This is a genomic window from Novosphingobium sp. APW14, assembly GCF_032337075.1.
GTDB lineage: Bacteria > Pseudomonadota > Alphaproteobacteria > Sphingomonadales > Sphingomonadaceae > Novosphingobium.
This window is the reverse complement of record NZ_JAVYAB010000001.1, coordinates 427,913-441,533: the sequence shown is the minus strand read 5'-3', so window position 1 is coordinate 441,533 and position 13,621 is coordinate 427,913. Positions and strand designations below refer to the sequence as shown.

13 protein-coding genes are annotated in these 13,621 nt (G+C 60.8%); 4 read left to right on the top strand and 9 right to left on the bottom strand.

The genetic code is table 11. The features are described 5' to 3' along the window. Window position 1 precedes the first annotated feature (1 nt). On the top strand, window positions 2–1,531 hold the full coding sequence (locus RQP55_RS02240) for a DHA2 family efflux MFS transporter permease subunit (RefSeq protein ID WP_315608543.1): 1,530 nt from the start codon (window positions 2–4) through the stop codon (window positions 1,529–1,531). 379 nt (window positions 1,532–1,910) lie between these two features. On the opposite strand, the gene RQP55_RS02235 is transcribed toward RQP55_RS02240, so the two are convergent. Continuing rightward, a complete protein-coding gene (locus RQP55_RS02235) occupies window positions 1,911–2,831 on the bottom strand; it encodes a hypothetical protein (RefSeq protein ID WP_315608542.1) in 921 nt (306 codons plus the stop codon). 223 nt (window positions 2,832–3,054) lie between these two features. Here RQP55_RS02235 and RQP55_RS02230 point away from each other — a divergent pair, with 223 nt between their 5' ends. Both RQP55_RS02230 and RQP55_RS02225 read left to right on the top strand, forming a co-directional pair. After that, a complete protein-coding gene (locus tag RQP55_RS02230) occupies window positions 3,055–3,270 on the top strand; it encodes a helix-turn-helix transcriptional regulator (protein WP_141462108.1) in 216 nt (71 codons plus the stop codon). After that, window positions 3,267–3,455: a helix-turn-helix domain-containing protein gene (locus RQP55_RS02225; protein WP_141462110.1), complete on the top strand. Its 189-nt coding sequence runs from the start codon at window positions 3,267–3,269 to the stop codon at window positions 3,453–3,455. Before RQP55_RS02230 ends, RQP55_RS02225 begins: the two co-directional genes overlap by 4 nt. On the opposite strand, the gene RQP55_RS02220 is transcribed toward RQP55_RS02225, so the two are convergent. The 6 genes from RQP55_RS02220 to gyrA all read right to left on the bottom strand — a co-directional run bounded on the left by RQP55_RS02220 (window position 3,430) and on the right by gyrA (window position 10,808). Further along, on the bottom strand, window positions 3,430–4,635 hold the full coding sequence (locus tag RQP55_RS02220) for a tyrosine-type recombinase/integrase (protein ID WP_315608541.1): 1,206 nt from the start codon (window positions 4,633–4,635) through the stop codon (window positions 3,430–3,432). The genes RQP55_RS02225 and RQP55_RS02220 overlap by 26 nt on opposite strands. Window positions 4,636–4,870: 235 nt before the next feature. After that, on the bottom strand, window positions 4,871–5,704 hold the full coding sequence (fghA, locus tag RQP55_RS02215) for an S-formylglutathione hydrolase (protein WP_315608540.1): 834 nt from the start codon (window positions 5,702–5,704) through the stop codon (window positions 4,871–4,873). Further along, window positions 5,704–6,087: a VOC family protein gene (locus tag RQP55_RS02210; RefSeq protein ID WP_315608539.1), complete on the bottom strand. Its 384-nt coding sequence runs from the start codon at window positions 6,085–6,087 to the stop codon at window positions 5,704–5,706. Before RQP55_RS02210 ends, fghA begins: the two co-directional genes overlap by 1 nt. After that, window positions 6,087–7,199 carry an S-(hydroxymethyl)glutathione dehydrogenase/class III alcohol dehydrogenase gene (locus RQP55_RS02205; protein WP_315608538.1) on the bottom strand — a complete coding sequence of 371 codons (1,113 nt, stop codon included), beginning with the start codon at window positions 7,197–7,199 and terminating at the stop codon, window positions 6,087–6,089. Before RQP55_RS02205 ends, RQP55_RS02210 begins: the two co-directional genes overlap by 1 nt. 97 nt (window positions 7,200–7,296) lie before the next feature. After that, complete coding sequence (locus RQP55_RS02200) at window positions 7,297–8,139, bottom strand: TauD/TfdA family dioxygenase (RefSeq protein ID WP_315608537.1); 843 nt, start codon at window positions 8,137–8,139, stop codon at window positions 7,297–7,299. Beyond that, window positions 8,139–10,808, bottom strand: coding sequence for a DNA gyrase subunit A (gene gyrA, locus RQP55_RS02195; protein WP_410000254.1), 2,670 nt, complete (start codon window positions 10,806–10,808; stop codon window positions 8,139–8,141). The genes RQP55_RS02200 and gyrA overlap by 1 nt, the downstream gene beginning before the upstream one ends. 365 nt (window positions 10,809–11,173) lie before the next feature. Here gyrA and RQP55_RS02190 point away from each other — a divergent pair, with 365 nt between their 5' ends. Next, window positions 11,174–12,607 (top strand): hypothetical protein, encoded by a 1,434-nt coding sequence (locus tag RQP55_RS02190; RefSeq protein WP_315608536.1) that lies wholly within the window; start codon window positions 11,174–11,176, stop codon window positions 12,605–12,607. A gap of 60 nt (window positions 12,608–12,667) precedes the next feature. On the opposite strand, the gene RQP55_RS02185 is transcribed toward RQP55_RS02190, so the two are convergent. Together RQP55_RS02185 and RQP55_RS02180 are read right to left on the bottom strand one after the other, a co-directional pair. Next, window positions 12,668–13,306 carry a carbonic anhydrase gene (locus RQP55_RS02185; protein ID WP_315608535.1) on the bottom strand — a complete coding sequence of 213 codons (639 nt, stop codon included), beginning with the start codon at window positions 13,304–13,306 and terminating at the stop codon, window positions 12,668–12,670. Continuing rightward, window positions 13,306–13,614, bottom strand: a complete 309-nt coding sequence (locus tag RQP55_RS02180; protein ID WP_315608534.1) for a DUF190 domain-containing protein — start codon at window positions 13,612–13,614, stop codon at window positions 13,306–13,308. Before RQP55_RS02180 ends, RQP55_RS02185 begins: the two co-directional genes overlap by 1 nt. Window positions 13,615–13,621: the final 7 nt, after the last annotated feature.

The window sequence follows — 13,621 nt, the reverse complement described above, 5'->3', positions numbered from 1 at the left end:
CATGAGCGGCACCGCAAAGACTGCGACGGGCATCCCACCTTCGCTTCGGCTGATCGCCGGGCTTACCCTGGCGTTTGCGAACTTCATGGTGATTCTCGATCTGACGATCGCCAATGTTTCGATCCCCCATATTGCAGGCAGCCTCGGCATCACGCTCGAACAAGGCGCGTGGGTTATCACCTCCTATGCGATTGCCGAAGCGATTTGCGTGCCGTTGACGGCGTGGATTGCGTTCAGGTTTGGCTCGGTTCGCACCTTTCTGTTCAGCATGATGGGTTTCGGTTTCTTTTCGCTCCTCTGCGGGCTGTCAGTCTCAATCGAAATGCTGGTGATGTGCCGCATCGGACAGGGCATTTTCGGGGCCTTTCTGATGCCTATGTCGCAAACCCTGCTGCTGCGCGTATTCCCGCCCGAGCAGCAAAACATCGGCATGGGCATGTGGGCAATGACGCTGCTGCTTGGGCCTGCACTCGGCCCGATCATCGGGGGCTGGCTGACCGATAACTGGTCCTGGCACTGGATATTCCTGATCAACGTGCCAGTTGCCCTGCTTTCCATCATCGGCGGGGCCGTCCTGCTCCGCCCGATTGAAACCGAACGCCGCGTCTTGCCAATCGATTATGTTGGCCTTGTTCTGCTGGTTATTTGGGTCGGCTGCTTGCAGGTCATCCTCGATATTGGCCGCAACCATGACTGGTTCGGTGACCCGCTGATCGTCGTGCTGGCTATAACGTCGGCTGTCGCATTCCTGATTTTTGTCGTCTGGGAACTCACCGAAGACCATCCCGTGGTCGATCTGCGCATTCTGCGGCATCGGGGGCTGAGTGTCAGCCTCGTAGTCCTCTCAATCAGTTTCGGCGCCTATTTCGCGGGCTTTGTGATTGTTCCGCAGTGGCAACAGGCATGGCTGGGCTTCACCGCGACGCAGGCAGGCTATTCGTCTTCATTCTCGGCGATCGCGGGTCTCCTGACAGCACCGCTTGTCGTGATGCTGATGCCGCGGCTCGATCCCCGCTTGCTGGTTTCGGGAGGCATCGTTTGGCTGGCCGTGATGGGGCTCTTGCGGACATTCTGGGCCACCGACAGCGATTTCTGGACACTCAGCATACCCCAATTCGTTCAAGGGCTGGGCATGACTTTCCTGATGTTGCCGATCATCAACCTGACGTTGAGTACCGTGGACGAGCATGAAGTCGCATCAGCCGCAGGCTTGCAAAGTTTCATGCGTACCATTGCGACGGCATTCGCGACTTCGGTTTCGCTGACCTATTGGGGCGACACCCAGCGCGCGGCACGCAACGATATAGCGGGCGTTCTGCAACCGGACGCTGAAGGCGGCGCAATTGCCGGACTGGGCTTCTCACCCGAGGGTGCGCGCCAAATGCTGAGCAACATGGTCGAGGTAGAGGCCACGACCCTGTCTGTGCTGCACGTCTTCTGGACGACATCCGCAATTCTGCTGATCGCTGCGGCACTCATCTGGCTAGCGCCCCGGCCCAAGCGGAGCGGCGGCGTGTCGATGGGGCATTGAACGCGCCTGTTGGGGGAAGTGACGGAACGGGCGTGGTTCACCGCATCCAGCCAAGAATAGCGTCCGCCTGCCCACGGGAATCGTGCGGTGAACTCCTCCAAGTCCACCATCTCGACAGGATCATTGGTGTCGAGTCCTGGAAGTGAAGGGAAGCGTGACGGGCGGGAGATGAACCAACCGAAGCAGTTAACGGCGAGTGCGGCGGAGCTTTCGGGACTCTCAAGTTTGACTGACCCTACTTCGTTTCTGCCAGCAGCGCCAAATCGATCCAAGACATGTTCGACTGGAACACTGGGAAGAAACCCTGTCAAACTCAACGCGGATTCGTTGCCATCATCCGCTTTTAGACCGCGACTATGCAAAGTTCTTACGTCCTCAATCAGTCACCTGGCTCAACCGCTGTCTGGAGACCTCGGCCACGTGCTTCGACTGCTGCCTGAGCCAGGAAATCCTCGATGGCGGCAACGGAGTGCTGACGACATAGGTTGAGGGCTTCGACTTCCGTGAGGCAGTCGATCCCGTAGCCGAATTGGCTTTTCCAGAGGTCGTCAAGTGCTTGGCCATGATGCTCCCATAACACAATTCGGGTTGCGGGCTGCAATGAAATTATGCGCGCGTCCCGGCTCTCGGTCAGGGTCGTGATCGCGATGACCTCTCCGCCGCGCGCCTCGACGTAACCGCGCAGGTTGGCGAGAGTGCCGCCAAGGCCGACGTGATCGTCAACAAGCACATAGTTTGCACCCGGCTGGACCTGCCCTTCGAACGTCGCCGGGGTAACCAGCCGCTGAAATGCCGGGGCACGGGTATGGCCGACTTTGTTTGTCTGGACGATTTCACCGGCGATGACGGGGGTTCCAAGTTCGCTGCCCAACACCTGCGCCATCGCATCGGGGATCGCGTTGAAGCCCGTCAACTCGTCGGCCACGACCGGCAGGAGCAGAGTAGGCCGATTGCCGATGATCTCGTGAAGACTCACTATTCCATCTGGCGACAGTAGATCGGATGCCAGCATGAGAGCCGCCTCGGCATCCCCCGCCTTTGCGGCGGCGTAACCCGGATGGTTATCACGTGTGCGGACATCTGTGTGGATCACTACATCGGGGAAATCGGGTGGCCAGGGCAATCGGGTTGGCAATGGGTTGCTCATCTCGTGAACATGCCCACAGGCGGGTTGAAAAGCCAGAACCCGATAGCGCGCACCAAGTTGAACCGGCAATTTGCGCGATTCGCGCGCAAAATCCACCGATGCCGACGCAGATTTGCGGCGATGACGGCGCAAATGCCCGACGATGAAGCGCATTACCGCAAAACTCTTGTTTGAACTGCTTTCCGCGCCCTCGCTTTTCTCGCCGCGCCTTTCCGTCTCATGCTTTCTATTGCCTTGTCATGGCGTCCTTTTCCCAATCCATCCGACTGCGCCCTGCGCTACGATGTACCGGAAATGTTCTTGCCTTCGCGAAGCAGGCCGCCAATCCTTGGTCTCGGGAGGTTTCATCAACTGCCAACTTATGGAAGCAAGTCCCATGTCGAATGCCGAAAAGATCATCCGCCTCAAGACCGTTCTCGACCGCACCGGCCTTTCCCGCTCCACGCTCTATCGCAAGATCGCCGAGGGGACATTTCCGCCCCAGGTCAGGATCAGCATCCACGGTGCGGGTTGGCATGAATCGGCAGTGAGCGGCTGGATCGCCGATCCTGCTGCCTACCGCCACAGTCAGAGGGAGAGCCGGGTGTCATGAACGCGCTCCCTGATCCAATATGCGTCCGGGTCAACGATGCCGCCCGCATGATCGGTGTGGGCCGGACCAAACTCTACGAACTAATTGCCAGTGGCGAAGTGCAGGCCGTCAAACTTGGCAAGTCCACCCGAATTACCACTGCGAGCTTGCATGAGCTAATCAGGCAGCAACGCGATCCTCTGTAGGCTCTGCCGCCGCATCGGCTGGCGTTGCCTCGGCGCGGGGCGGGCTATCCAGATAGTCCGCCCACAGCTTCATCAAGCCGCGCCGCTTCTCGAAAAAGTCAGTTCGGCGATAGGCAGCTTCAACTTTGTCGGGCAGTTTGTGGGCCAAAGCCTTGTCTGCCACCTCCTTGGGATATTCGGTGCATTCCGACGACCAGTCGGTAAAGGCGGAGCGGAAGCCGTGAACCGTCACGCCGCTTATGCCGTCATCGCGCAAAAGCTTCGTCATCGTCATGTCGCTGATCGGCTTCTTTCCATCCTTGGAAAAGACGAGGCCGATATCGCTGGCGCGCTCGTCCCATCGCCTGCGGAGCAATGCGACCGTGGGTGCGGACAACGGCACGACATGAGTTTCGCGGGCCTTCATACGCTCGCCGGGTATAGTCCAGACCGCGTTGTCCAGGTCGAACTCTGTCCAGACTGCAAGCCGGGTTTCGTTCGATCGGACAGCGTTGTAGATCGTGAAGCGCAAGGCGTCGCGCCCGATCGTCGGCGCAGCGTTCGCCAATTTCCGCATGAGGGCAGGGACTTCAGCATAGGGCATGGCCTCCATGTGGCCGCGCTTGTCGTTCTGGCGCGGTAGCCCCTTGCGAACGGATCGCAGTGAAACTTCCTCCGGCACCCAGCCTTTGACGTGGGCGAAATCCAACACCACGCCGATGCGCTGCAACATGCGCCTCGCCGTTTCGGGAACCTCCAGCCAGATAGGGGAGAGCGCCTCGGCAACGCAGGCGCTATCGACCTGATCGACTTGCTTCCCTCCGATCCGGGGAAAGACATGCCGCTCAAAGCCAGACAGCCAACGCGCGTGATGGCCCTCCTTCCAACCGTCGCCAAGTGTTTCATGGCAGCTCCGGGTTGCGACCTCGAAGGTCGGGATGACCTTCCGTGCCTTGCGGCGCTCGGCAACAGGATCGAAGCCTTCGCGCACTTGCCTGCGCAACATGGAGGCGGCCTCACGCGCTTCGGCTAGCGAAACGTCCAGTGCTGAACCCAGCCCATAGTCGCGGCGCTGCCCATTCAACTGCATTCGCAGCATCCAAGTCCGCGCACCGCTTGGCTTCACCAGCAGGCAAAGGCCACGGCCATCGACGTGGCGACCGGGCTTGGCATTCTTTACTTTCAGGATCGTCAGCGGCATCAGGTTCGAGTCCCTGTTAGGGAATCACACCCCCGAAAAGGCGGCATTTTGTTCCCACAATCGTTCCCACATTTCGGCGGGAATTCAGGCAATTCGAAGCGACCGACCGCGAATACGTTACAAGATAAATCGCTGATTTTACAGTGGACTTAAGGACGTTCTGAAATCGCCTGAGACGAAAGTTATAGCGCCTCCTCCGCTACCAACATCCCCACACCCAGATTGGCACTTCAGGTCACGCTTTCAGGCGTGCGGCGTGCCATGCAACATGATCGGCTATGAAGGTCGATATGAAGTAGTAGGAGTGGTCGTACCCCGGCTGCATTCGGATCGTGGCCGGGATGCCCGCCTTGCGGCAGGCCATCACCAACAGTCCGGTCTTGAGCTGCTCGTGCAGGAAGTTGTCGGCATCACCTTGGTCGACAAGCAGGTCAGGCAGCCGCGCGCCATCCTCAATCAGGGCGCAGGCGTCGTATTCGCGCCAAGTGGCCTTATCGCCACCCAGATAGCCCCGCAGCGCCTTTTCCCCCCAGGGGCAATGGAGCGGGCTGACGATTGGCGCAAAAGCGCTGACAGAGCGAAAGCGATCCGGATTGCGCAGGCCGATGGTCAGTGCGCCGTGTCCACCCATCGAATGGCCCGTGATACCCTGTCGGGTCATGTCGGCGGGGAAGTGTGCGGCGATCAGCGCAGGCAGCTCTTGTTCGATATAGCTGCGCATCTGGAAATTGGTCGCCCAAGGCATTTCCGTTGCATCAACGTAAAAGCCGGCTCCCTTGCCGAAATCATAGGCTTCATCGTCAGGCACGCCATCACCGCGCGGGCTGGTGTCAGGCGCAATGAAGATCACGCCATGCTCGGCGCAGGCCGCCCGGTATTCACCCTTTTCGGTGACATTGGCGTGGGTGCAGGTCAGTCCGGACAGGTACCATAGGACCGGAAGCTTCGCGCCGGGCGCATGGTCGGGCACAAAGACCGAGAAGGTCATTGGTGTACCGGTGCGTGCCGACTGGTGCGTATAGACGCCCTGCGTGCCGCCGTGGCCGCGGTTGGTTGTGACGGTTTCCATCATTTTACCCGGTGGAACCCGCACAGCTTGTTGCCCGATGGGTCGCGTAGGTAAGCGAGGTAGAGTACGCGGCCATCGGGGACATGGCGCTCACCGGGCGGATCTTCGATCGCCGTTCCGCCATGCGCCAGGCCAGCGGCATGCCAGGCATCGACCTGCGCCGGAGTGGCCGCCAGAAAACCGAGCGTGTGCCCATTGCCGCCGTTGGTTGGCTGTCCGTTCAATGGCTTGGTGATCAGGAGCCGCCCACCCGCGTGATTGTAGATCAGCCGCCCACGGACATCGATCTCGCCGGGAGGGGCACCTAATGCCCCGAGCGTGGCGTCATAGAATTGCTTGGTAACCCCGATATCATCGGCACCGATGGTGACGTGGCTGAACATCAGAACACCACGACCGAGCGGATCGACTTGCCGGCATGCATCAGGTCAAACGCAGTGTTGATCTCTTCCAGCCCCATGACGTGGGTAATCATCGGATCGATTTCGATCTTGCCCTGCATGTACATGTCGACGATCTTGGGCACGTCAGTCCGGCCCTTTGCCCCGCCGAAGGCCGTGCCGCGCCAATTGCGACCGGTGACCAGCTGGAACGGGCGAGTGGCGATTTCCTTGCCTGCCTCAGCCACGCCGATGATGATCGAGGTGCCCCAGCCACGGTGGCAGGCCTCCAGCGCCATGCGCATCACATCGGTGTTCCCGGTGGCATCGAAGGTGTAATCAGCGCCACCATCAGTCATTGCGACAATCTTGGTGACAACGTCCTCGCGGCTCATGCCGCTTGAGTTGAGAAATTCGGTCATGCCAAAGCGGCGCCCCCATTCCTCGCGGTCCGGGTTGATATCCACGCCGATGATCTTGTTCGCGCCAGCCAGACGAGCGCCCTGGATGACGTTGAGGCCAATCCCCCCCAAACCGAAGACCACGACATTGTCCCCGACCTGAACCTTGGCCGTGTTGATCACGGCGCCAACTCCGGTTGTAACGCCGCAGCCGATATAGCAGCTGGACTGGAACGGTGCGTCTTCGCGGATCTTGGCTACTGCGATTTCAGGCAGAACCGTGAAGTTGGAAAAGGTACTGCAGCCCATGTAATGGTAGATGGTCTGCCCCTTGTAGGAAAACCGGCTCGTACCATCGGGCATCAGACCCTGGCCCTGGGTCGCGCGGATCGCGGTGCAGAGGTTGGTCTTGCCCGAGAGGCAGGATTTGCACTGGCGACATTCGGGAGTGTAGAGCGGGATTACGTGGTCCCCCGGCTTGACCGAGGTGACACCAGCGCCAATTTCACGCACGATTCCGGCACCTTCGTGGCCAAGGATTGAGGGGAAGATGCCCTCGCTGTCCAATCCGTCGAGCGTATAGGCATCGGTGTGGCAAACGCCGGTCGCCATGATTTCAACCAGCACTTCGCCCGCCTTGGGGCCTTCGAGATCCAGCTCGACAATTTCGAGCGGCTGCTTCGGAGCAAAGGCAACGGCGGCGCGGGTCTTCATGGATATTCCCTCTCTCAAAATGTGTGTCCGGCGGCCGGGGGGCGAGTCGGACGGTCTGCTTGTGGCGCGGACATTGCAGGTTGTGAAGCGGCGGGCGCTAACCGTCCCAGGCCGCGATCGTGGTGCGATGCAGTTCGCGGCGATACCCTTCATAGCCGCCGGTCGCCTTGTGGAGGACCGAACGGTTATCCCACATCACCAGCATCCCCGGTTCCCACTTCTGTGCGAAGACAAACCGATCATCGCCTTGCCAGGCCTGCAATTCCATCAGCAGGGCGATGGCTTGATCCTGCGCCATGCCCTCGATGCCGATGATGTAGCCCAGCGTCGAATAGAAGCCGCGTCGCCCGGTTTCGGGATGGACCGGGACCAGCGGATGGGTCTGGGTGGCAAACGCAGCCTCGCTTGGCCGGATGTCCATGCTGCGCCCCTTGTCCTTCGCGCCATAGGTTCCATCGGGCGCATAGGGCAGCTTGGCAGAATGGATGGCAATCAGATCGGCATAGCGGGCTTGCTGGGCAGGGGAGAGGGCCTCCCACGCAAGGTGCTGGTTCGCGAAGAGAGTATCCCCGCCAACGGGCGGGACTTCCATCGCATTCAGGCAGGTGCCCGAAGGCGGACGGGCCTGAAAAGACCAGTCCGCGTGCCAGTTCTCGGCAAACAGCGGGGTTTGCTCATGCGCCTCGCGGCGAATCGCGGCGATGTGCTGGCGCCCGGCGATCGGTGCAAAGAACGGATCCTCTCCGAACTGGCCGAACGACAGCGTAAAGCGCTCCAGTTCGTCATCGTTCAGGAACTGGTCGGGAAAGGACAGGACGTGATGTTCCAGCCAGGCCGACCGGATCGCTGCAACCGTTGCGCTATCGAGCGGAGCCTTCAGGTCGATCCCGGTGATGCGTGCTCCGCACGCCCCGCCAGAGGGATCGACCTGCACGCCCATCAGTGCACAGTGCCGCCGTCCGGCGCTTCGGGTTCGGCAGCGGCATCGGCAGCTTCCGCACCTTCGCCGTCATCGCTGCCATCATCCGCCAGGCGCACTGCCGAAACGACGTGCTCCTGGTCGGCCACGTTGAACAGCCGTACCCCGGCTGACCCACGCCCGATCACGCGCAGACTATCAAGCGGCAGGCGGATCAGCTTGGCCTGATCGGTCACCATCATCAGCTGGTCGGCCTGGCTTGCCGGGAAGCTGGCAACTACCGGCCCGTTGCGGGCGATGTTGTCGATATTGGTGATCCCTTGGCCGCCACGGCCAGTCCGCCGATATTCGTAGGCCGAGCTGAGCTTGCCATAACCATTGGCACAGACGGTCAGGATGAACTGTTCGCGCGCCTGCAATTCGGCATAGCGATCTGACGACATCGCAGGTTCGCCTTCCTTCTCACCCTTCCACGGCGCGAACTTGACGTATTCTTCGCGCTCTTCGCTGGCCGTGCCAACGCGGTGGAGGATCGAGAGGCTGATCACCTCGTCGTCACCCTTCAGCAGCATGCCGCGCACGCCGGTCGAGGTGCGGCTCGTGAACTCGCGCACTTCGTCACCGGCAAACCGAATGGCCTTGCCCTGGCGGGTTGCGAGCAGCACGTCGTCGCTGGCTTCGAGCAAGGCCACGCCGATCAGGCGATCTTCCGAGCCTTCCTCAAACCGCATCGCAAACTTGCCGTTCGAGGGAATATTGGCAAAGGCATCCATCGCGTTGCGGCGGACGTTACCCTTGGCCGTGGCGAAGACCACCGAGAGCTTGCCCCATTCTGCCTCGTCCTCGGGCAGCGGCAGCACGGTCTGGATCGTTTCATCCTTGTCGAGCGCCGGCAGCAGGTTGACGATTGGGCGGCCCTTGGTCGCCGGTCCACCCTCGGGCAGGCGCCATACCTTGAGGCGATAGACCTTTCCTGCGGTGGAGAAGAACAACACCGGATTATGGGTGCTGGTCACGAACATGTTGGTGACGACGTCCTCGTCCTTGGTCGCCATGCCAGCGCGGCCCTTGCCGCCCCGGTTCTGCGCACGGAAGGTCGAGAGCGGAGTACGCTTGATGTAGCCATCCATGGTCACTGTCACGACCATTTCATCGCGCTCGATCAGGTCTTCATCGTCGATTCCGTCGGCAGCGGCGGTAATCTCGGACACGCGCGGCGTGGCATAAGCCTCGCGGATCAGGACCAGTTCGTCCTTCATCACGCCATAGAGCTTCACCCGGTCCGCCAGGATCGAGAGATATTCCTCGATCGCCAGGGCCAGTTCCTTAAGCTCGTCACCGATCTCGTCCCGGCCCAGCGCAGTCAGGCGATGCAGCCGCAGGTCAAGGATTGCCTTCACCTGAACTTCGGACAGGCGATAGGTGCCGCCTTCCTGTTCGGCGCTCGGCTCAATCGCCTCGACCAGCTTGATGTAGGGGGCGATATCGCCAATCGGCCATTCGCGCGTCAGCAATGCTTCGCGCGCCGATGCCGGATTGGGCGACCCACGAATGATCCGCACCACTTCATCAAGATTGGTAACGGCAACCACCAGACCAAGCAGGATGTGGGCCCGGTCACGTGCTTTGTTCAGTTCGAACTTGGTGCGGCGGGTGATCACTTCCTCGCGGAAGGTAATGAAGCTGCTGATGATATCGCGCAGCGTCAGCACTTCGGGCCGGCCGCCGCGGATTGCCAGCATGTTTGCCGGGAACGAGCTTTGTGCCGGGGTGTTGCGCCAAAGCTGGTTCAGAACAACCTCGGGGGTGGCATCGCGCTTCAGATCGATCACCACGCGCACGCCCAGACGGCTCGATTCGTCACGGATGTCAGAGATGCCTTCGATCCGCTTGTCCTTGGCGGCTTCGGCAATCTTTTCGACCAAACCGTTCTTGCCGACCTGGTAGGGAATCGAGGTCAGCACGATCGAGCGACGATCACCGCGGCCTTCTTCAACCTCATGCCGCGCGCGCATGATCACCGAACCACGCCCGGTCAGATAGGCGGAGCGCGCGCCGGCCGTGCCAAGGATCAGCGGGGCAGTGGGGAAGTCCGGCCCCGGAATAATCTGGATCAGCTCTTCCGAGGTAATCGCCGGGTTTTCGATATAGGCTAGGCAGCCATCGATCACTTCACCCAGGTTATGCGGCGGAATATTGGTGGCCATGCCCACCGCGATCCCGCCGGCACCATTGACCAGCAGGTTGGGGAAACGGGCTGGCAGGACGGTCGGCTCTTGGCGCGAACCGTCATAGTTGTCGGCGAAATCGACGGTATCCTTGTCAAGATCATCCAGCAGCGAATTGGCGACCTTGGCCAGGCGCGCTTCAGTATAGCGCATCGAAGCCGGCGGATCGGGGTCCATAGAGCCGAAGTTGCCCTGGCCATCGATCAGCGGCAGGCGCATCGACCAGTCCTGGGTCATGCGCGCCAGGGCATCGTAGATCGCGCTGTCGCCGTGCGGGTGATAGTTACCCATCACGTCACCAACGATCTTGGCACTTTTGCGATAGGGCCGACCGGCGACAAAGCCGCCTTCCTGGCTGGCAAACAGAATGCGGCGGTGAACCGGCTTAAGGCCGTCACGCACGTCGGGAAGGGCGCGGCTCACGATCACGCTCATCGCGTAATCGAGATAGCTGGTCTTCATCTCATCGACGATGTCGACGCGCTGAAATTCGCCCTCCGGACCAGTGGGTTCGGTGCCTTCGAATTCGGGAATGTCTTGGTTGTCGCTCACGCGGAATATCGGCCGATTGTTGGCGGGAAAGTCGTACTGAGCCGACTAGGCCATAGCCGCCAGAAAGACCACCGCATCCGCCCCGCCTTCGCAATTTTTCCACACTCATGGCTGCTCGACGGAATGAACACTACCAGTTGCATTCAACGCGCGTTCACTGCCCGGCTGTTAGGTGGCTGCAACAGTTGCCAAGCTGGCCTTTTGACGCCAGTAGCAGGCACGATGGAAGTTGCGTCCGAGATTATGCTCGGGCGGTACGAGGAGTGAAGTAAACGATGCGTGGCACCCACTATTTGACCCGCCCGGCCTATGCCCTTGCGATGGCATTGGTTTCGTTCGCCGCCGTTGGCGTGGTCGCCACCCCGGCTCAGGCCCAGAAGAAGGATGACAAGAAGGCTGCGGCCAAGGCTCTACAGCCGACCAAGGCTTTCATCCCGGCCTACACCGAACTCAAGACGATGCTCGATGCGGCAGCCAAGCGCCCCGATGTTATCGCTGCCAAGGCGAAGGTCTCTGAAACCGAGCGCGCCTATCGCTCGGCTCGTGGCCGGGCGGCGCAGGATGCGGCCCGCGGTCAATACGATGCCTCCGTCGCGGCCCTTGGCGGACTGCTGACCGCCGAAAAGGCCAAGGTGGATGAGCTGTTCACCAAGACCGGCAATGACGCAGACAAGTTCTTCGCCGGACAGCTGACTTTCACTTACGGAGGCCTGGCGGTTGACAAGGCGATGCAGCGCCGCGGCCTGGTCTCGATGATCGAAAGCGGCAATGTTCCGGCCACGGAAGTGGGCAAGTACAATTATTACGCTGCCGGCTTTGCCTTTGACATGAAGGACTTTGCCGCTGCCGAAGCCTCACTCAAGGCCGCGATCGCCGCTGGCTACAACGGCAATGACGTGAAGGGCCTGCTGGCCGAGGCGCAGAACTCTGCCGGACGCCCGGCCGATGCACTGGCCACGATCAAGGACCTTGTCGAGACTTCGGTCGCCGCCGGCCAGGTGCCTGCTGCGGACGTGCTCGAACGCGCAGTGCTGATTTCGTACCAGAGCAAGAGCCCCGATGCCGCGGAATGGGCCATCCGTCGCGCCGAATTCTATCCCACCCAGCTTGGCTGGGTCGCTGCCGGCCAGATTCTGCGTGAGCGTGGCAACTTTGGCCCTGCAGATTCGCTCGATATCTCGCGCGCGTTGGACAAGGCCGGTGCCCTGAACACCAGCAGCCAGTCGGTGCAGCGCGAATACATTGAATATATGCAGTCTGCTGTTGGCAAGGTTGGCGTGCTTTATCCGGGTGAAGTCATCAAGGTCGCCAACCAGGGGATCAAGGCAACGGCACTGCAGGCGACTGACCCGTTCGTGCGTGATGCTCTGGCGGAAGCCAACCGCCGCCTTGCTGCGGACAAGGCCTCGCTGGCTGGCCTGGAACGCGATGCTCGTGCTTCTGCTGCCACCGTGAAGACCGTGCTGATCGGTGCTGATACACTGCTCAGCTATGATCAGGATGCGAAGGCTGCCGAATTGTACCAGATCGCGCTGGGTAAGCCCGGTGTCGATCTGGCCGGCGCCAATCTGCGCCTTGGCATTGCGCTGATCAAGCAGGGTAAGATGGCTGAAGCCGAAGCGGCACTTGCCAAGGTTGATGGTCCGCGCAAGGGCATTGCTCAGCTGTGGACTCTGATCGCGAAGGGCAAGACGATCCCCGCCGCCTGATCGATACTATCGCAATATAGGAAAGGGGCGGCGGGAAACTGCCGCCCTTTTCTGTGGGTGTCAGGCGGGTGAGAACTCGTCGGTAGCTTCGTCAAGCACGTGCAACACGCCGTCGCTGATTGCAAAGAATACGCCCCGCAGCTTCAGGGTGCCTTGGCGTTCCTTGGCCAGAATCTGGGGGAAGGTCCGCAGGTTGGATAGGCTAACCTTCACCCCGGCCATTTCCATGGCGCGTTCGGCTTCCGGCCCTTCTGTGCCGTGGTGAAGCGCAACCATCTGGCGTGCATCGTCCAGTAGCCCGATCCAGTCTGCCACGAAGCCGCCTTCGCCGCGCGGGGCTCCGTGCAGTTCCTTGCTGAGCGCGGCCTTGCAGCCACCGCACATGCCGTGCCCCATCACCACGATCTGTTTCACCTGCAGCTTCTGCACGGCAAATTCGAGCGCTGCGGAAACGCCATGGAGACCGGGTGCCGTTTCAAACGGTGGAACCAGCGCTGCAACATTGCGCACGACGAAGATCTCGCCAGGGTCAACATCGAACACCTGTGCCGGGTCCACGCGGCTATCGGAACAGGCAATTACAAGCAGCTTGGGCGACTGACCTTCTTGGGCCAGACGATCATACCGCTCCTTCTGGTCCCGATAAGCCCCCAGGCGGAAGCGGTGGTAGCCGTTCAAAAGGGCGGCAAACTCTGGCATCAGAAACGCTCCCCGCGGATTACTTCGACATCCCACATCGTCAGCAGCAGGCCGTGGCTTGAAAGCATAGGTGTCAACGCTTCGACCAAGGTTTCGGCCTTTTCCGCTGAGGATATGGCCAGGACGAGCGATTTGTCAGTGCCCATTACCCGTTCTTCGCGCCAACGACCGTCGCGGCCGCTGCCCGAGGTGACTGGCAGCACAGACCAGCCGGTGATCCCGGCCTTGTCGATGGCCTCGGTCACCCGGCGGACCAATGGGCTATCGACCAGGACCTCGATACGTTTGCGGATAACGGTTTCGATCATGGCTTAC